At 62.5% G+C, this 17,545-nt stretch carries 18 protein-coding genes; 7 read left to right on the top strand and 11 right to left on the bottom strand.

Annotated elements, in window-relative coordinates; all coding sequences use genetic code 11:
- Nucleotides 1–27: 27 nt before the first annotated feature.
- Together BM315_RS05355 and argF are read right to left on the bottom strand one after the other, a co-directional pair.
- Entirely contained in the window at nt 28–1,134 is a 1,107-nt protein-coding gene (locus BM315_RS05355) for an ABC transporter ATP-binding protein (protein WP_090498577.1), read from the bottom strand.
- Nucleotides 1,131–2,051, bottom strand: a complete 921-nt coding sequence (gene argF, locus BM315_RS05360) for an ornithine carbamoyltransferase (protein WP_090498579.1) — start codon at nt 2,049–2,051, stop codon at nt 1,131–1,133. The genes BM315_RS05355 and argF overlap by 4 nt, the downstream gene beginning before the upstream one ends.
- 327 nt (nt 2,052–2,378) lie before the next feature.
- Here argF and BM315_RS05365 point away from each other — a divergent pair, with 327 nt between their 5' ends.
- The 4 genes from BM315_RS05365 (at nt 2,379) to BM315_RS05380 (ending at nt 7,996) form a co-directional block, all read left to right on the top strand.
- Nucleotides 2,379–2,810, top strand: coding sequence for a hypothetical protein (locus BM315_RS05365; RefSeq protein ID WP_090498581.1), 432 nt, complete (start codon nt 2,379–2,381; stop codon nt 2,808–2,810).
- A 162-nt stretch (nt 2,811–2,972) separates the two neighbouring features.
- Complete coding sequence (locus BM315_RS05370; protein WP_090498583.1) at nt 2,973–5,081, top strand: molybdopterin oxidoreductase family protein; 2,109 nt, start codon at nt 2,973–2,975, stop codon at nt 5,079–5,081.
- A 261-nt stretch (nt 5,082–5,342) separates the two neighbouring features.
- Entirely contained in the window at nt 5,343–5,669 is a 327-nt protein-coding gene (gene grxD / locus BM315_RS05375) for a Grx4 family monothiol glutaredoxin (RefSeq protein ID WP_090498585.1), read from the top strand.
- Nucleotides 5,670–5,848: 179 nt separating this feature from the next.
- Nucleotides 5,849–7,996 (top strand): TonB-dependent receptor family protein, encoded by a 2,148-nt coding sequence (locus tag BM315_RS05380; RefSeq protein ID WP_090498587.1) that lies wholly within the window; start codon nt 5,849–5,851, stop codon nt 7,994–7,996.
- Between the two features lie 69 nt (nt 7,997–8,065).
- Here BM315_RS05380 and bfr read toward each other — a convergent pair whose 3' ends face one another.
- The 4 genes from bfr to pyrC all read right to left on the bottom strand — a co-directional run bounded on the left by bfr (nt 8,066) and on the right by pyrC (nt 10,995).
- Entirely contained in the window at nt 8,066–8,536 is a 471-nt protein-coding gene (bfr, locus tag BM315_RS05385; RefSeq protein ID WP_090498589.1) for a bacterioferritin, read from the bottom strand.
- Between the two features lie 195 nt (nt 8,537–8,731).
- Nucleotides 8,732–8,950: a bacterioferritin-associated ferredoxin gene (locus tag BM315_RS05390; RefSeq protein ID WP_090498591.1), complete on the bottom strand. Its 219-nt coding sequence runs from the start codon at nt 8,948–8,950 to the stop codon at nt 8,732–8,734.
- A 324-nt stretch (nt 8,951–9,274) separates the two neighbouring features.
- The gene (rnt, locus tag BM315_RS05395) at nt 9,275–9,952 is read right to left on the bottom strand and encodes a ribonuclease T (protein WP_090498593.1); all 678 of its coding nucleotides are present in this window, start codon (nt 9,950–9,952) and stop codon (nt 9,275–9,277) included.
- The gene (pyrC, locus tag BM315_RS05400) at nt 9,949–10,995 is read right to left on the bottom strand and encodes a dihydroorotase (protein WP_090498595.1); all 1,047 of its coding nucleotides are present in this window, start codon (nt 10,993–10,995) and stop codon (nt 9,949–9,951) included. The genes rnt and pyrC overlap by 4 nt, the downstream gene beginning before the upstream one ends.
- 207 nt (nt 10,996–11,202) lie before the next feature.
- On the opposite strand from pyrC, the gene BM315_RS05405 reads away from it, so the two are divergent.
- The 3 genes from BM315_RS05405 to gloA all read left to right on the top strand — a co-directional run bounded on the left by BM315_RS05405 (nt 11,203) and on the right by gloA (nt 13,978).
- On the top strand, nt 11,203–12,087 hold the full coding sequence (locus BM315_RS05405) for a flagellar protein MotY (protein ID WP_090498596.1): 885 nt from the start codon (nt 11,203–11,205) through the stop codon (nt 12,085–12,087).
- 145 nt (nt 12,088–12,232) lie between these two features.
- Nucleotides 12,233–13,450, top strand: coding sequence for an argininosuccinate synthase (locus BM315_RS05410; RefSeq protein ID WP_090498598.1), 1,218 nt, complete (start codon nt 12,233–12,235; stop codon nt 13,448–13,450).
- 135 nt (nt 13,451–13,585) lie between these two features.
- Complete coding sequence (gloA, locus tag BM315_RS05415; protein ID WP_090498599.1) at nt 13,586–13,978, top strand: lactoylglutathione lyase; 393 nt, start codon at nt 13,586–13,588, stop codon at nt 13,976–13,978.
- A gap of 85 nt (nt 13,979–14,063) precedes the next feature.
- Here the strand turns inward: gloA and BM315_RS05420 are convergent, their stop codons facing one another.
- The 5 genes from BM315_RS05420 to BM315_RS05440 all read right to left on the bottom strand — a co-directional run bounded on the left by BM315_RS05420 (nt 14,064) and on the right by BM315_RS05440 (nt 17,463).
- Nucleotides 14,064–14,243: a PA3496 family putative envelope integrity protein gene (locus tag BM315_RS05420; protein WP_090498755.1), complete on the bottom strand. Its 180-nt coding sequence runs from the start codon at nt 14,241–14,243 to the stop codon at nt 14,064–14,066.
- A 105-nt stretch (nt 14,244–14,348) separates the two neighbouring features.
- A complete protein-coding gene (gene nth, locus BM315_RS05425) occupies nt 14,349–14,987 on the bottom strand; it encodes an endonuclease III (protein ID WP_090498601.1) in 639 nt (212 codons plus the stop codon).
- Complete coding sequence (locus tag BM315_RS05430; protein WP_090498602.1) at nt 14,984–15,697, bottom strand: electron transport complex subunit E; 714 nt, start codon at nt 15,695–15,697, stop codon at nt 14,984–14,986. The genes nth and BM315_RS05430 overlap by 4 nt, the downstream gene beginning before the upstream one ends.
- Nucleotides 15,694–16,428, bottom strand: a complete 735-nt coding sequence (gene rsxG / locus BM315_RS05435; RefSeq protein ID WP_090498604.1) for an electron transport complex subunit RsxG — start codon at nt 16,426–16,428, stop codon at nt 15,694–15,696. The genes BM315_RS05430 and rsxG overlap by 4 nt, the downstream gene beginning before the upstream one ends.
- A gap of 3 nt (nt 16,429–16,431) precedes the next feature.
- Nucleotides 16,432–17,463 carry an RnfABCDGE type electron transport complex subunit D gene (locus BM315_RS05440; protein WP_090498606.1) on the bottom strand — a complete coding sequence of 344 codons (1,032 nt, stop codon included), beginning with the start codon at nt 17,461–17,463 and terminating at the stop codon, nt 16,432–16,434.
- Between the last annotated feature and the right edge of the window lie 82 nt (nt 17,464–17,545).

The following is a 17,545-nucleotide window of genomic DNA, read 5'->3' on the forward strand; positions in this document are numbered from 1 at the left end:
TCGGGCGCAAGGGGTGAGGTTGAACCGTCAGCTGGCGCTGCTGTAACGCCTGACCCCTGAGTCGCCGAGGTTGACCTGGGTGGCGATGCTGCCGGGGGCGGGGAACACCACCAGGTGATCGGCCGCCACGCGAATGCCGACGTGTTCGCCAGGGCGGTGGTCGGCATGGCTGGGGAACAGCGATTCCAGCTGACTTCCAGTAGCAAGCTGCAGCCGATACAGGGTAGCCGCGCCGAGGAAGGTCTTGCCGACGATCAGCGCTTTCAGCTCGCTGTCGGGGGCGTAGACGATGTCGTCCGGGCGCAGCAGCACATCCACTGCGCTGCCGGTCGGCCAGATATAGGCACGGTTGCCACTAATCAGGCCCAGTTCGGTTTGCACCGCTTCGGGGCTGAGCAGCTGGCCGCGGATGAAGTAGCCCTGGCCGATGAAGCTGGCAACGAATGGGGTCAGCGGTTCGTGGTAGAGGTTGAAGGGCGTGTCCCACTGCTCCAGCTTGCCTTGATTGAATACCCCGACATGGTCGCTGACGGCGAAGGCTTCCTCCTGGTCGTGGGTGACCAGAATGGCGCTGATGCCGCGGGCCTTGAGGATGTCGCGGACTTCATGGCTCAGGCGCCGGCGCAACTCGCCATCGAGGTTGGAAAAGGGTTCGTCGAGCAGCAGCAGGCGCGGCTCGGGGGCCAAGGCGCGGGCCAGGGCCACACGCTGTTGCTGGCCTCCGGACAGTTCATGGGGGTAGCGCTTGCTCAGTTGACCGAGCTTGACCAGGTCCAGCAGTTCGTTGGTGATGCGTTGGCAATTGGTTTGCTGACGAATGCCGAAGGCGACGTTTTCCGCCACGCTCAGGTGCGGGAACAGCGCGTAATCCTGGAACACCATGCCGATTCGGCGCTTCTCCGGCGCCAGGGTGAAACCGGCGCGGGAGATCACTTCATCGGCCAGCTGGATCTCGCCTTCGAGCACCGGCTCGAAGCCGGCGATGGCGCGCAGGGTAGTGGTCTTGCCACAGCCTGAGGGGCCGAGCAGGCAGCCAATGTCGCCAGCGTTGAGATGCAGATGGAGGTTCTGTACTACCTTGTGTTCGGGGTAACCGCAGCTCAGGTCGCGCAGGTTCAGCAGCGGTTGGCTCATGCGTGGTGGTACGCCGGTTCGACCAGGAATTCGAGCAAGGCCTTCTGCGCATGCAGGCGGTTTTCCGCCTGGTCCCAGGCCGCCGAGCGTGGGTCGTCGAGCAGGTCTGTGCTGATCTCTTCACCGCGGTGGGCCGGCAGGCAGTGCAGGAACAGCACGTCTGCGGCGGCGGCGTCGAGCAGGGCGCAGTTGACCTGATAGGGGGCGAACAGCTTGGCCCGCTCGGCGATTTCCTCTTCCTGGCCCATCGAGGCCCAGACATCGGTGCTCACCAGGTGCGCACCCGCTACCGCTTCGCGCGGGTCGCGCAGGATCTGCACCCGATCACCGGCATTGGCCAGGAACCCGGGGTTCGGCTCGTAGCCCTCGGGGCAGGCCACGCGCAGCTGGAAGTCGAATTGCTCGGCGGCTTCTATATAGGAGTTGCACATGTTGTTGCCATCGCCGATCCAGGCCACGGTCTTGCCCTTGATGCTGCCGCGCTGCTCGTGGAAGGTCTGCATGTCGGCCAGCAGTTGGCAGGGGTGCAGGTCATCGGACAGTCCGTTGATCACAGGCACTCGCGAATTCGCGGCGAACTCGGTCAGGGTGCTGTGGGCGAAGGTGCGGATCATCACCGCATCGAGCATGCGCGACATGACGATGGCGGCATCGCCGATCGGCTCGCCGCGGCCGAGCTGGGTGTCGCGTGGCGAGAGGAAAATTGCCTGGCCGCCCAGTTGGATCATGCCGGCCTCGAACGACAGGCGGGTACGGGTCGAGGCCTTCTCGAAGATCATCCCCAGTACGCGGTTCTTCAGCGGCTCGAACAGCACGCCTCGGTTGCGCAAGTCCTTCAACTCGATGCCGCGGCGGATCAGGCCCACCAGCTCTTGCGGTGTGCAGTCCTTCAGCGAGAGAAAGTGTCTTGCGCTCATGGTTAACTACCTTTTGACAACAGGGCGCAGGTTCAACGGCCGGATTTAACAGAAAAATGGCAGAACCTGCGGCTGGGAGCCGCACAGTGCGACGAAACGGGGAAGGCGCGATCTTATAAGGAAATGCCGAGCAGGCGCAAACTGTCCAGTCGCTCACAGTTTGCGGGGCGTCGTGTAAGCCATCGCCTAATTCCGCGTGCGAGATGTCATAAAGCCCTTATCCATGCTTGCCCGCTCCAGGCCGGGCTTCTAGGATGCGCCCGCCTTTCGGGCAATGCATTGCCCCGCAATGGGGTATCCATGGAATGTTATGCAAAGGAGTTTTGCATGAAACGTATCGCAACTATCGCCACTATCTCTGCGTTCGCCCTGTTGACTGGCTGTGCCAGCCAGAACGTTAGTCAGCCTGCAGTGCCGTTGAACGGTACCGTTGAGACTAACCTCAAGGCCGACGTGAAAGTGGGCGAAACCATCTCCGGTGAGTCTTCGGTGAACATCCTGTTCAATGTGTTCAAGCTGGGTGGCGATACCCAGTTCGCCGATGGCGTCACCTACGGTGGTAGCGAAGGTGGTTTTGCCCTGGGTCTCGACCCGGTGACATCCGCCAAATCCGCCGCTGCTTACAAGGCAGTCACGGCCTCGGGTGCCGACGTGATCGTCGCCCCGCGTTATGAAGTGAAGGTTCAGGATTACTTCGTATACAAAACCGTGCACGTCAAGGTGACCGGCAACAAAGGCACTGTGACGGCAATTCGCTAAGAATCAGCCGTTACCGGGAGCAAAAGCTCTGCGCCTGAATCGGCCGGCATGATGCCGGCCGATTCATGAGACGAACGCTACTGGCACAGTCCCTCTGCAGTCCCCATAGTCATGTTCGTAGCGACCGTTGCGCTCGTTTGAACAAGAATATGAGGCCAGGCCATGACCAAGACCCTCCATCACCGTGCGTGCCATTTGTGCGAGGCCATCTGTGGCCTGACCATCGAAACACAAACCCAGGATGACGGCTCGACGCAGATCCGCTCGATCAGGGGCGACGCCCAGGACAGCTTCAGTCGCGGCCATATCTGCCCCAAGGCCGTGGCCTTGCAGGATATTCAGAGCGACCCCGACCGCCTGCGCCAACCGATGCGGCGGGTCGGCAAGCAGTGGCAGACCATCGACTGGGACGAGGCCTTCGAGCTGGTCGCCGGGCGCCTGAGCGAGATTCAGGCGCGCCATGGGCAGAACGCCGTGGCGGTCTATCAGGGCAACCCGAGTGTGCACAACTACGGGCTGATGACCCACAGCAACTACTTCCTCGGCCAGTTGAAAACCCGCAACCGCTATTCCGCCACCTCGGTCGATCAGTTGCCGCATCACCTGACCAGCCACCTGATGTACGGCCACGGCCTGCTGATCCCCATCCCCGATATCGACCACACCGACTTCATGCTGATCCTGGGCGGCAACCCGCTGGCCTCCAACGGCAGCATCATGACGGTGCCGGACGTGGAAAAACGCCTCAAGGCGATCAAGGCGCGCGGCGGCAAGCTGGTGGTGGTCGACCCGCGGCGTAGCGAGACGGCGGCGATTGCCGATCAGCACATTTTCGTCCGTCCGGGTCAGGACGCGGCGCTGTTGTTCGGCCTGCTCAATACCCTGTTCGAGGAGCACCTCGCCCGCGCCAGCCATCTGCCGGTAGATGGGCTGGACGAGGTACGTCAGGCCATCGCCGGTTTTACCGCCGAGGCCATGAGCGAGCGTTGTGGCGTGCCTGCCGCAACCATCCGCCAGCTGGCGCGCGATTTTGCGGCGGCCGACAAGGCGGTCTGCTATGGCCGCATGGGTGTTTCCACCCAGGCCTTTGGCACCCTGTGCCAGTGGCTGGTGCAGTTGATCAACCTGACGACCGGCAATCTCGACCGTGTCGGTGGTGCGCTGTGCACCGAACCGGCAGTGGACCTGGTCGCCGCGACGTCGGGCGGGCATTTCAATCGCTGGCAGAGCCGGGTTTCCGCGTTGCCGGAATACGGCGGCGAGCTGCCGGTGTCGGCCCTGGCCGAGGAAATGCTCACCCCGGGCGAGGGGCAGATTCGTGCGCTGGTCACGGTGGCGGGCAACCCGGTGTTGTCCACGCCCAACGGCCGGCAGTTGGAGCAGGCGCTGGACGGCTTGGAGTTCATGCTCAGCATCGACTTCTATATCAATGAAACCACCCGCTATGCCGACCTGATCCTGCCACCCAGCGGGCCGCTGGAGCACGATCACTACGACACCACCTTCAATCTGTTCGCCGTGCGCAACGTCACCCGCTTCAACGAGGCGGTGCTGGCCAAGCCGGCGGGCGCGCTGCATGACTGGGAAATCTTCATCGGTCTGGCCAAAGCCTTTGCGGCGAAAACCGGCGGCGAGTTGCGTCCGAGCATGCCTCCCGAGCAGATGATCGACATGGGCCTGCGCGCGGGGCCTTATGGCGACAAGTCCGCGCGCAAGCTGTCTCTGGCGGCCCTGCGCGAGCATCCCCATGGCTTGGACCTGGGCGCGCTCAAGCCGAACCTGGTTGGTCGATTGAAAACCCCGACCCAGACAGTGCAGGCGGCGCCTGGCATCATCATGGCGGATCTGCAACGCTTCGCCGGGCAGGTTGCGCCCAAGGCGGGCGGGTTGCTGCTGATCGGCCGCCGTCATGTGCGCAGCAACAACTCCTGGATGCACAACTACCACCGTCTGGTGAAGGGTAAGCCGCGCCATCAACTGCTGATGAATCCGCAGGATCTGGCCCGGCGCGGTCTCAGCGACGGGCAGTTGGTGAGCGTGCGTTCGCGGGTCGGCGCCATCGAGGTGGAAGTCGCCGCCAGCGAGGAGATGATGCCCGGCGTGGTCAGCTTGCCCCACGGCTGGGGCCATGCCCGCCCCGAGGTGCAGATGGCCATCGCCAGTGCGCAACCGGGCGCCAGTGCCAACGACCTGACTGACGAGCGTCAGCTCGATGCCCTGTCCGGCAACGCGGCGCTCAATGGTGTGCCGGTCGAAGTGGAGGCCGCCTGATTGCGCTAGACCCCATGTCCATGTGCAAGGTCTGCGGCATCGTAGACCCGGCTAGGGCTTGAGAGGAATGGGGGATGAGGAATGAGGTTGTGCTGGCCTCGATGGCGGGGCTCGATCCCCCATCCCTAATTCCCCATAGCGCCCGTAGCCCGGCACGGGTTGACCGAGCCGCGTCAAGGCCGAGCATTGCGCTCGGCTTTTCGCTACAATGCTGCCACAGCGCCGACCCTTGAGTCGGGAAGTTAAGACCTGAGGTGCCCCATGGATATCATCGAAACCATCAAAGAACAGATCGCCAACAACACCGTTCTGTTGTACATGAAAGGCTCGCCGAATGCCCCGCAGTGCGGTTTTTCCTCCAAAGCCGCCCAGGCGGTGATGGCCTGTGGGGAAAAATTCGCCTATGTCGACATTCTGCAGAACCCGGAAATCCGCGCCAATTTGCCGAAGTACGCCAACTGGCCGACCTTCCCGCAGCTCTGGGTTGGCGGCGAACTGGTCGGCGGCAGCGACATCATGACCGAGATGTTCGAGAACGGTGAGTTACAGGCCCTGATCAAGAACGCCGTGCAGAAAGCTGACGCCTGAGTCGGCTTTATGTTGAGAAACCCCGCTGAGGCGGGGTTTTTTCTGCGTGCGGCATACAGCTGAATGCGTATTTAGTTCCGTTGCGGATGAATATTTTTTTTAAATGTGTTTGAGAATGATTGTCTTTAAATTAGGATGCCCGCCAATTTGTAAAGAAACTGTCAAATTGGGGGATAAACATGCGCTATTCGTTCCTGACCCTGGCCGTCGCACTGGCCAGTGGAGCCACCTGGGCCCAGGCGGCAGAGCCGCTCAAGCTGGGTTCCAGCGAGATCATCGGCAGCAAGGCCAAGGCCGCCGAGTTGCCCGGCTCCGGCACCGTGCTGACCCAGGAAGACCTGGATAAATTCAAGTACACCGATATCAATCGCGTGCTGGCCGAGGTCCCGGGGGTCTACCTGCGCAGCGAGGATGGCTACGGCCTGCGGCCGAACATCGGCATCCGTGGTGCCGCTGGCGAGCGTTCGCAGCGTATCACCCTGATGGAAGATGGCATCCTCATCGCCCCGGCCACCTATGCCGCACCGGCGGCCTATTACTTCCCGACCACCGGCCGTATCGCCGGAGTCGAGGTGCTCAAGGGGCCGGCGGCCATTGCCAATGGCCCTTACACCATCGGCGGTGCGCTCAACCTGCTGTCCACGGCGATTCCGGTTGAACCTTTCGCCGGTCGTTTCACCCAGGAGCTGGGCAGCGACAATATGTACCGCACCCACGCCCACGTGGGCGGCTCCAGCAGCAACTTCGGCTGGTTGGTAGAGGGGCACACCCAAGCCACCGACGGCTATGCCGACATCGACCGCGCTTCCGATAAGACCGGCTTCGACAAGGACGACCTGATGGTCAAGCTGCGTCTCAACTCCGACCCGGGTGCCGCTATCTATCACCAGCTGGACCTGAAACTGCAGTACGCCCAGGAAGACTCCGACCAGACTTACGTCGGCCTTACCGACCGCGACTTCAAGCGTGACAGTGAGCGCCGTTATGGCCTGAGCAAGCTGGATAACATGCGCAACAACTTCAAGGGCACCACCCTGGGTTACCTGGTCGACACCGGCGACTTGCGCGTCAGCACCCAGGCCTACTACCACGAGTTCCAGCGCAACTGGTACAAGGTCGACAAGATCGGCGGCCTGAGCCTGGGCAACTTTTTCAACTGCGCCAACTTCGGCGGCAACTGCGGCGGCGTGGGCAGTCAGGCCAACGCCCAGGCGATTCTCGACGGCAACGCCGCCGGACGAGTGGACGTCAAGGGCAACTTCCGCAAATACCAGTCCAAGGGTATCCAGACCAAGCTCAACAAGGATCTGCAACTGGGCAGCATCGAGCACGGCCTGGAGCTGGGTGCGCGCTACCATGAGGACCAGGAATTCCGCGACCAGTACAGCGACCGCTTTCAGCAGGACGCCAATGGCAACCTGGGTTTCGTCTCGCGCAGCCATGAGGCCAAGCAATTGCAGCGTGCCAAGGCGCTGTCCTACTACGTCACCGATGCGATCAGGCTGGGCGACTTGACCCTGACCCCGGGCATGCGCGTGGAGGACTACAAGATCGGCCGGCGCAACGACGGCAAGCAGGACCAGCACGACCGCGAAACCCTGTTCGGCCTGGGCGCCCTGTACAAGCTGAACCCGCAGTGGAGTCTGCTGGCCGGCGTGCACGAAGGCTTCTCCCCGACCTCCAGCGTCGGTGCCGACGTCGAGGAGGCGCTGAACTACGAGCTGGGCGCGCGCTACAACGACGGGCGTTTGTCCGCCGAAGTGGTCGGCTTCTACAGCGATTACGATAACCTGCTGGGCACCTGCACGGCCTCCACGGGCGCCAACTGCGATCCGGGCGATCAGTTCAACGGTGGCGAAGTCGAGGTCTATGGCATCGAGTCGCGCTTGGGCTATGAGCTGGTGCGCGGCAATGGCTTCACCATCCCGGTGGCGCTGACCTACACCTGGACCGAGAGCGAGTTCCAGACCTCGTTCAGCAACGAGTTCTTCGGCTCAGTGGAGAAGGGCGATGCCCTGCCCAACCTGCCGGAACATCAGGCCGTGTTGAGCGTCGGCTATCGCAACGAGCAGGGCTTCGCCACGGATCTGCGTACCAGTTGGTATGACAACACCTGCAGTTTCGCCACCTGCAATACCTACGAGAAGATCGACAGTTACTACACCGTCGACTTGGCCACCCGCTACGCCCTGGACAAGCAGACCGAGGTCTACCTCAACCTGCTCAACCTGACCGACAGCACAGACGACATCATCGCCCGCCAGCCGGCCGGTGCCCGTGGGCAGATGCCACGTAGCGCCATTGTCGGGGTCAGTTACAGCTTCTGAAGCCGCTGATCTGCAGATAGAAAAACGGGAGCCATTGGCTCCCGTTTTTGCGTCTGTGATTGCGCGTGATCAGTCGTCCATCTGCGACTGCAGGTAGTTCTGCAGGCCGACGGCTTCGAGCAGACTCAGCTGGGTTTCCAGCCAGTCGATATGGTCTTCTTCCGAGCAGAGGATTTCTTCCAGCAGTTCGCGACTGGCGTAGTCGCCAATGCTTTCGCAATAGGCAATCGCTGCCTTCAGGTCAATGTGTGCCTTGTGCTCGATCTTCAGGTCGCACTCGAGCATTTCCTTGGTGTTTTCACCGATCAGCAGCTTGCCGAGGTCCTGTACGTTCGGCAGGCCTTCGAGGAAGAGGATGCGCTTGATCAGCCTGTCCGCATGCTTCATCTCGTCGATGGATTCGTGGTACTCGTGCTCGCCGAGTTTCTTCAGGCCCCAGTCTTCGTACATCCGTGCGTGCAGGAAGTACTGGTTGATGGCGACCAACTCGTTACCGAGAACCTTGTTCAGATGCTGGATGACTTTCTTATCGCCTTTCATAGTCTGAGCTGCCTTGCTGGAATAGGTAATGTGAAATTCTGGGCCGGGTAATACCGTCTGTCAAACCTAAGTATTTGAAATTTCAATAGAAATAAATACTAACAAGAACGATTTTACTCCGTATCCGGAGCCTAAGCACTTGAATTACAGGCATAAAAAACCGGACACGAGGTCCGGTTGTTTACATCGCCTGATTCAGGCCGCAACAAAATTCGCTGGATAGGCCAGGGCGGCCTGACTGCTCTGCACTTCGCTGAGGGTGTCGCGAACCACTTGTTTGGCCAGGCAGGCGCATTTGCCGCATTGGCTGGCGACGCCGAGAGTGGTGCGCACGTCACGGTAGCTGCAGCAACCTTCGAAGATTGCGTCGCGGATCTGGTTGTCGGTGACACCTTCGCAGAGGCAAACGTACATGAATAAGGCCCGTCGCATGACAGTGGTTGGTTGCGATCGATACTAATAGTAATGAGAATGCTTGTCAAAACACTATTTCAGTCTAGCGGCCGAATTCGCGCGCAGCAGATGAACGGTCTAGGCGGGCCAGGGCAAACGGTCTGGTCGAGAACGCTGCCAGCCTGTAAGGCTTGCGCGACGTTCAAAAAAACCGGCTCGATGCCGGTTTTGTGGCAGGGCTTCATTAATGTAGGAGCGGTCCATGGCCGCGAGGCTTTAGTGCCTGGTACAGCCGTTCGGGGCATGGTGCTGGGCGTACCCCGCTCCTACGAATGAATAGAGGTTTCAGTCGTCGAAGTCGTGCCAGCCGCCCATTTCCTTCCAGCGGTTGACAATGCCGCAGAACAGTTCGGCGGTTTTTTCGGTGTCGTAGCGCGCCGAGTGGGCTTCGCGGCCGTCGAACTCGATGCCGGCGGCCTGGCAGGCCTTGGCCAGCACTGTCTGGCCGTAGGCGAGGCCGGCGAGGGTGGCGGTGTCGAAGCTGGAGAAAGGGTGGAAAGGGTTGCGCTTGATGTCGCAGCGCATGACGGCGGCATTGAGGAAGCCGAGGTCGAAGTTGCTGTTGTGTCCGACCAGGATCGCCCGCTTGCAACCATTGGCTTTCAGCGATTTGCGCAGGCTGCGGAAAATCTCGCTCAGCGCGTGTTCTTCGCTGACCGCCATGCGCAGGGGGTGATCGAGCTTGATCCCGGTGAAGTCCAGGGCCGCCTGTTCGATATTGGCGCCGGCGAAGGGCTCGACGCGGAAGAACAGGGTGTGCTCGGGGTAGAGGAAGCCGCCTTCATCCATGCCGATGGTGGTGGCGGCGATTTCCAGCAGGGCATCGGTGGCGCAGTTGAAGCCGCCGGTTTCCACATCCACGACGACCGGCAGGTAGCCGCGAAAGCGTTCCGCCATCGGATGGCGCGAGCCGCTGCCGGCATTCGGGTGATCCAGCTCGGTGTCGAAATGTTCGCCGCTCACGCGTTGTCCTCCAGCAGGCGCCAGCGCAGTTTCTCACCGGCGCGCAGCGGGATTACGGTTTGCTCGCCCAGCGGTAGTTCGCCAGGCACGATCCAGTCCTGACGAACCAGGGTGACGGTCTCGCTGTTGCGCGGCAGGCCGTAGAAGTCGGGGCCATGCTGGCTGGCGAAGGCTTCGAGTCTGTCCAGCGCGTTGCGCTGCTCGAAGGCCTCGGCGTACAGCTCGAGGGCGGCATAGGCGCTGTAGCAGCCGGCGCAACCGCAGGCGGCTTCCTTGGCGTGCCGGGCATGCGGCGCCGAGTCGGTGCCGAGGAAGAACCTGGCGCTGCCGCTGGTGGCGGCGTCGAGCAGCGCTTCCTGGTGCAGGTTGCGCTTGAGAATCGGCAGGCAGTAGAAGTGCGGGCGGATGCCGCCGACCAGCATGTGGTTGCGGTTGTACAGCAGGTGGTGGGCGGTGATGGTGGCGCCGACGTTGGCCGGTGCGGCATTGACGAATTCGACCGCGTCACGGGTGGTGATGTGCTCGAACACCACCTTGAGGGTCGGGAAGCGCTCGACCACCCGGCTCAGTTGTTCGTCGATAAAGTACTTTTCGCGGTCGAAGACATCGATCTCGCTGCGCGTCACTTCACCGTGCACCAGCAGCGGCAGGCCGACTTCGGCCATGGCCTCGAGGGTCGGGAAGATCTTGTCGATGCTGGTCACACCGGAATCGGAATTGGTGGTGGCGCCGGCCGGGTAGAGCTTGGCCGCATGGACAAAGCCCGAAGCTTTGGCCGCGCGCACATCGGCCGGGCTGCTCAGGTCGGTGAGGTAGAGCACCATCAAGGGCTCGAAACGACTGCCGGCCGGACGTGCGGCGAGAATCCGCTGGCGGTAGGCATCGGCCTCGCTGGCATTGCGTACCGGCGGCACCAGGTTGGGCATGATGATGGCGCGGGCGAAGGTCCGGGCGGCGTCGGCGACCGTGTGCGGCAGCACGGCGCCATCGCGCAGGTGAATGTGCCAGTCGTCGGGACGCAGCAGAGTGAGGCGGTCGGTCATGGAAGTTTCCAGGCGGGCATTACGTGCCGGGAATGCTACCGGAAAAGCCCCGTCAGGGCACGCCGAAAGCGGCTCGTGGGTGATGAGCTGTCGCGCTAAAAGCTAGGTCGGGTAAGCGATCAAGCGGACGTCCAGGCAATCGGCGGCTCAAGTTTTGCCCGGCGGCACCGATAGTCAGAGGGTACGTGGTATTTTCTGGAGTCTTCCGTGCGTCCGCCGTCAGTCGTCCTCCTGTGCCTGTTGGCCAGTCAGCCAGCGCTAGCCATCACCTTTCAGACCCGCTTGGAGAAGGTCGAGTGGGCGGTTGCCGGTGACCAGTTCGAGTGCCGCCTGAGCCAGCCGATCACCGACTTCGGCGCGGGAATCTTCGTGCGCCGGGCCGGCGAGCAGGCGACCTTCAATTTGCAGGTGGCCGAGCGTTGGCTGGGCACCGGTTCGGCGACCCTGCTGGCGGCGGCTGCGCCCTGGCAACCGGGGCGCGGCGATATCAACCTGGGCTCGGTCAGGGTTGGCGACGGTGAGATGCCTTTCAGCAGTACCCAGGAGCAGGCCAGTCGTCTGCTCGCCGGCTTGCTCGAGGGCCGTAGCCCGCTGATTCGCCATCGTACCCGGCATGCTGGCGACGGCCTCGAAGTGCGCTTGCTGCCGGTCAGATTCCGTCAGGCCTACAACGATTATCTGGCCTGCACGGCCAAGCTGTTGCCGGTCAATTTCGAGCAGATCCGCCAGTCCCATGTCGGCTTTCCGGGCGGTGGCGTGGATCTGGCGCCGCAAGCCCAGGCCAAGCTGGACATCATCCTCGGTTATCTCAAGGCCGACCCCAGCGTCAATCGCATCGAGCTCGACGGGCATGCCGACAACAGCGGCAATCGTTTGACCAATCGCGACCTGTCGCGGCGCCGCGCCCTGGCGGTGATGGAGTACCTGAAGGCCAATGGCGTGCCGGCCGAGCAGATCACCCTGCGCTTTCATGGCGAGCGTTACCCGCTGGCACCCAATAACAGTCAAGCCAATCGCGCCAAGAACCGCCGGGTAAGCGTGGCGTTGGCGCGTGTCGCCGAGGCCTCTGAAGCGCCTGAAACCCCGCTGTAGCAGTAGCTGCAGCGGCGTCCAGGTCGATCTGGGCGGGGTAGGGCGTTGGCGCTTCGTCGTCACCGGCTGTCGCGGTGCTGTAAATCATCCTGCGCGATCAGTAGAATCACGGGTTTTCCCGAACAACCCCGTGGAGTTGATTGGCATGGCCGACGTAAACAAGGTAGTCCTGGCATATTCCGGTGGCCTGGACACCTCCGTGATCCTCAAGTGGCTGCAAGACACCTATAACTGCGAAGTGGTGACCTTCACCGCCGACCTCGGCCAGGGCGAAGAAGTCGAGCCGGCCCGCGCCAAGGCCAAGGCCATGGGCGTCAAGGAAATCTACATCGACGACCTGCGCGAAGAGTTCGTCCGCGACTTCGTCTACCCGATGTTCCGCGCCAACACCGTCTACGAAGGCGAGTACCTGCTGGGCACCTCCATCGCCCGTCCGCTGATCGCCAAGCGCCTGATCGAGATCGCCAACGAGACCGGCGCCGACGCCATCTCCCACGGCGCCACCGGCAAGGGCAACGACCAGGTGCGTTTCGAACTGGGGGCCTACGCCCTCAAACCCGGTGTGAAAGTCATCGCCCCGTGGCGCGAGTGGGACCTGCTGTCGCGCGAGAAGCTGATGGACTACGCCGCCAAGCACGAAATCCCGATCGAGCGTCACGGCAAGAAGAAGTCGCCGTACTCCATGGACGCCAACCTGCTGCACATCTCCTATGAAGGCGGCGTGCTGGAGGATACCTGGACCGAGCACGAAGAAGACATGTGGAAGTGGACCGTCTCCCCCGAGGCGGCGCCGGATGCCCCGACCTATATCGAGCTGACCTACCGCGCCGGCGACATCGTCGCCATCGACGGCAAGGACATGAGCCCGGCCACTGTGCTGGCCGAGTTGAACCGCATCGGCGGCGAGAACGGCATCGGTCGTCTGGATATCGTCGAGAACCGCTTCGTCGGCATGAAGTCGCGTGGCTGCTACGAGACCCCCGGCGGCACCATCATGCTCAAGGGCCACCGCGCCATCGAGTCGATCACCCTGGACCGCGAAGTCGCCCACCTCAAAGACGAGCTGATGCCCAAGTACGCCAGCCTGATCTACAACGGTTTCTGGTGGAGCCCCGAGCGTCTGATGCTGCAACAGATGATCGATGCTTCCCAGGCCAACGTGAACGGCGTGGTGCGCATGAAGCTGTACAAGGGCAACGTGATCATCACCGGGCGCAAGTCCGACGATTCGCTGTTCGATGCCAATATAGCCACTTTCGAGGACGACGCCGGCGCCTACAATCAGGCCGATGCCGGTGGCTTTATCAAGCTCAATGCGCTGCGCATGCGCATCGCGGCGGGCAAGGGCCGCAAGCTGCTCTAAGGCTAATGTAGGAGCGAGGGGCGCCGAGTCCTTGCTCGCGAAACAATTGCGAGCAAGCTCGCTCCTACAGGCAAAACGCAGCCCCGGCCATAAGCCGGGGTTTGCATTTATAGGGTCGTAAAGAGGAGGAACCCGATGAGACTGCTGCACACCATGCTGCGAGTCGGCGATCTGGATAAATCCATCGCCTTCTACACCGACGTGCTGGGCATGACCCTGTTGCGGCGCAAGGATTATCCGGACGGCCAGTTCACCCTGGCCTTCGTCGGCTACGGCGACGAGGCGCACAACAGCGTGATCGAGCTGACCCATAACTGGGGCGTGGACAGCTACGAGCTGGGCACCGGCTACGGCCATATCGCCCTGGAAGTGGCGGATGTGTACAAGGCCTGTGACGACATCCGTGCCCGTGGCGGCAAGATCACCCGCGAGCCGGGGCCGATGAAGCACGGCAGCAGCATCCTGGCCTTCGTCGAGGACCCGGACGGTTACAAGATCGAGTTGTTGTCGCCGTCGCGCAAGGATTGACGATCCCTGGTGACACCCCCAGGTGCGCCCGATAAAAATGAAAAAGCCCCGCAAATCTGCGGGGCTTTTTCATATCGGCTTGGGCTCACAGGTCGAAGTCATATTCGGCCAGTTGTTTGTGCAAGCGCCGCTCTTCGAGGAAGTTGTCGATGACACGCCGCTTGGTCAGGTTGGTTTTGGCAACCTCCACAGGGGCTTCGCCATCGTCCGCATCTTCTGCGACAAAGTCTTCGTCGAGCTCGAGGTCTTCTTTACCAGTGCTCATGTTTTCCACTCCCGGCTGCAAGGCCATTTGCGCACCTTATAGCGGCAAAATCGGGGCGGGTAAAAAAGATTTTTTCAATCGATCAGGCGTCGAATTATTGAAAACTCAATCGTCCGAGGTCTTGTGCTTGTATTCGCACAGGTCTTCGATGCGGCAACTGCCGCAGCGCGGCTTGCGCGCCTGGCACACATAGCGGCCATGAAGGATCAGCCAGTGGTGTGAATCGAGGAGAAATTCCGTGGGCACGAACTTCAGCAACTTCTTTTCCACCTCCAGCACATTCTTGCCGGGGGCGATGCCGGTACGGTTGCTAACCCGGAAAATATGCGTATCCACGGCCATGGTCAGCTGGCGAAAAGCCGTATTGAGCACCACGTTGGCGGTCTTGCGCCCGACTCCGGGCAAGGCCTCGAGCTCTTCGCGGGTCTGCGGCACCTGGCTGCCATGTTTTTCCACCAGGAGGCGGCAGGTCTCGATGATGTTCTTCGCCTTGCCGTTGTACAGGCCGATGGTCTTGATGTATTCGCTCAAGCCTTCGACCCCAAGGGCATGGATGGCCTCGGGGGTATTGGCTACCGGGAACAGCTTGGCGGTGGCCTTGTTGACCCCGACATCGGTGGCCTGGGCCGAGAGGATCACCGCGATCAGCAGCTCGAAAGGCGAGCTGTAGGCCAGCTCGGTCTTGGGCTCGGGATTGTCTTCCTGCAGGCGACGAAAGATTTCGCGGCGCTTGGCGGCATTCACTCGATCACTCCGGTGACCCTGACCCGACGGCTTTGTGCCGGTGCTTGCGGCTGCGTGGCCCTGGCCCGTTCGGCCAGTATTTGGTCGATGCGGTTCTTTCCGGCAATCAGCAGGCCGAGCATGATGAAGGCGCCGGGCGGCAGTATGGCCAGCAGGAAGCCTCGGTAGTCGGTGAAAAGGGTCAGCTGCCAGTCGGCCGCGATCGGGCCGAACAGCAGGTGCATGTTGGCCAATACTGCGCCGGTGCCGAACAGCTCGCGCAGGGCACCGATCATGACCAGTACTGCGCCGAAACCCAGGCCCATGACCAGGCCGTCATAGGCGGCGCGGCCGGGGTCGTTCTTCGCCGCGAAGCCATCGGCGCGGCCGAGGATCACGCAGTTGGTGGTGATCAGCGGGATGAAGATGCCGAGGATCTGGTACAGCTCGTAGGTGAAGGCCTGCATCAGCAGTTCGATGCAGGTGGTCAGGGCGGCGATGATCATCACGAAGGCCGGCAGGCGCACGGCGGTATTGACCACGCCGCGCACCAGCGACACCGCGGTGTTGGAGCAGATCAGCACCACCGCGCTGGCCAGCGCCAGGCCGAGGGCGTTGACCGTGGAGTTGCTGACGCCGAGCAGCGGGCAGAGGCCGAGCAGCTGGACCAGCGCCGGGTTGTTCTTCCACAGGCCGTTAAGGGTGATGTCGCGATAGCTGGGGCTGCTCATGGCGCGGTTCCTCGATCGTCGGGGGCGCTGCCGTCGTCCTCGCCGGCCGGCAGGCCGACGGCGCTAGCGGCGGGTGCATCGCTGGCTGCGGAGTCGGGCAAGGCGTTAGCGCCGGCAACCAGCAGTTCGGCGCGATGCTCATCGAAATACAACAGCGCGTTATGCACCGCCTTGACCACCGCGCGCGGCGTGATGGTGGCGCCGGCGAACTGATCGAATTCGCCGCGATCCTTCTTCACCGCCCAGCCGCTTTCACCCGGGTTGCTCAGCGACTTGCCGATGAAACCCTGGATCCAGTTGCTTTTGCTCAGCTCGATCTTGTCGCCCAGGCCGGGGGTCTCACGGTGGTTGAGTACGCGCACGCCGGCCAGGCGACCATCGGCTTGAATGCCGACCAGCAAGCGGATCGCGCCGCTGTAACCGTCCGGCGCGGTGGCCTGGAGGATCACTGCGCTGGCGCGACCATCCTTCAGCGCGATGTAAGCGGGCTGCGGGCTGCGGCTGCCGAGCAGGGGGTCGTGCAGGCGAATACTGTTATCCAGCAGGTGGTTGTCATAGCTGCCGGGCGGCAGGATCTGGCCCAGCGCGCGTACTTGAGCGTCGCGCGCGGAGGCCTCGATCCGCGAGGCGGTGGCTTGCTGGATCAGTGTCACCAGGCCCACAGTGACGACGGCGAAGAGGCCGAGCACCAGGCTGTTTTTCAGCATCGAACGGCTGATTTCCGGGAGCATGCTCTATTCTCCCAACTTGAAGCCGCGAGTCGGCTTGCGATGACCGTAGGTGCGCGGCCTCGTGTAGTAATCGATGGTTGGTGCGGCCAGGTTCATCAGCAGTACGGCGAAGGCCACGGCATCCGGGTAACCGCCCCAGGCGCGGATCACATAGACCAGCACGCCGACCCCGACGCCGAAGATCAGCCGGCCACTATTGCTGGTGGCGCCGGATACCGGGTCGGTGACGATGAAGAAGGCACCGAGCATGGTGGCGCCGGTGAGCAGGTGAAACAGCGGCGAGCCGTTGGAGTCCGAGCCGGAGCCGTTCCAGAACAGCAGGCTCATGAGCGCCAGGGCGGCGAGCATGCCCACGGGCGCGTGCCAACTGAACAGGCGCCTGTAGAGCAGGTAGAGGCCGCCGGCGAGAAAGGCCAGATTGACCGCCTCGACCGCAGTGCCGCCGAAGCGGCCGAACGCCGGGCTTTGTGCCCAGAGTTCGTCCATGGTCAGGCTTTTATTGATCTTGATGGCATCCAGTGCGGTGGCCTGGGTCCAGCCATCGGGCAGGGCGGCCAGGCCGAAAATGTGCTGCAGGCCATCGAGCGGGCCGACCGCGTGCGGCGCCGGCCAACTGGTCATTTCCACCGGGAAGGAGATCAGCACCACCACATAACCGAGCATCGCCGGGTTGAACGGGTTCTGCCCGAGGCCGCCGTACAGTTGCTTGCCGAAGACGATGGCGAAGCCGGTGGCGATCAGGGTCAGCCACCAGGGCGAGTAGGGCGGTAGAGCCAGGGCCAACAGCACCGCGGTGACCAAGGCGCTGTAGTCCTTGAGGAAGAACGCCAGGGGGCGCTGGCGCAGGGCCAGGATCGCCGCCTCGAAGCCCAGGGCGCAGGCACTGGCCCAGAGCAGGTTGATCAGGGTGCCGAAGCCGAACAGCCAGGTCAGGGCGAGCACGCCGGGCACTGTGGCCAGCAGCACCTGCAGCATCACCTGCTGGGTACGATTGCTGCCCTTGGCGTGGGGCGATGTGATGCGGGGCAGGGCCATTGGCGCTCCGGTTGGTGTCTTGCGTTGGCGGCGCGGTGCGCGGCCTTAACAGCTGTTCAAAATGTGGCCCAGATGCGATCCC

It is taken from the genome of Pseudomonas borbori, assembly GCF_900115555.1.
GTDB lineage: Bacteria > Pseudomonadota > Gammaproteobacteria > Pseudomonadales > Pseudomonadaceae > Aquipseudomonas > Aquipseudomonas borbori.

Bases quoted from the DNA above. Each gene is read 5' to 3' on its own strand.
- BM315_RS05355 (WP_090498577.1), bottom strand. From the start codon at position 1,134: ATGAGCCAACCGCTGCTGAACCTGCGCGACCTGAGCTGCGGTTACCCC.
- argF (WP_090498579.1), bottom strand. From the start codon at position 2,051: ATGAGCGCAAGACACTTTCTCTCGCTGAAGGACTGCACACCGCAAGAG.
- BM315_RS05365 (WP_090498581.1), top strand. From the start codon at position 2,379: ATGAAACGTATCGCAACTATCGCCACTATCTCTGCGTTCGCCCTGTTG.
- BM315_RS05370 (WP_090498583.1), top strand. From the start codon at position 2,973: ATGACCAAGACCCTCCATCACCGTGCGTGCCATTTGTGCGAGGCCATC.
- grxD (WP_090498585.1), top strand. From the start codon at position 5,343: ATGGATATCATCGAAACCATCAAAGAACAGATCGCCAACAACACCGTT.
- BM315_RS05380 (WP_090498587.1), top strand. From the start codon at position 5,849: ATGCGCTATTCGTTCCTGACCCTGGCCGTCGCACTGGCCAGTGGAGCC.
- bfr (WP_090498589.1), bottom strand. From the start codon at position 8,536: ATGAAAGGCGATAAGAAAGTCATCCAGCATCTGAACAAGGTTCTCGGT.
- BM315_RS05390 (WP_090498591.1), bottom strand. From the start codon at position 8,950: ATGTACGTTTGCCTCTGCGAAGGTGTCACCGACAACCAGATCCGCGAC.
- pyrC (WP_090498595.1), bottom strand. From the start codon at position 10,995: ATGACCGACCGCCTCACTCTGCTGCGTCCCGACGACTGGCACATTCAC.
- BM315_RS05410 (WP_090498598.1), top strand. From the start codon at position 12,233: ATGGCCGACGTAAACAAGGTAGTCCTGGCATATTCCGGTGGCCTGGAC.
- gloA (WP_090498599.1), top strand. From the start codon at position 13,586: ATGAGACTGCTGCACACCATGCTGCGAGTCGGCGATCTGGATAAATCC.
- BM315_RS05420 (WP_090498755.1), bottom strand. From the start codon at position 14,243: ATGAGCACTGGTAAAGAAGACCTCGAGCTCGACGAAGACTTTGTCGCA.
- BM315_RS05430 (WP_090498602.1), bottom strand. From the start codon at position 15,697: ATGAGCAGCCCCAGCTATCGCGACATCACCCTTAACGGCCTGTGGAAG.
- rsxG (WP_090498604.1), bottom strand. From the start codon at position 16,428: ATGCTCCCGGAAATCAGCCGTTCGATGCTGAAAAACAGCCTGGTGCTC.
- BM315_RS05440 (WP_090498606.1), bottom strand. From the start codon at position 17,463: ATGGCCCTGCCCCGCATCACATCGCCCCACGCCAAGGGCAGCAATCGT.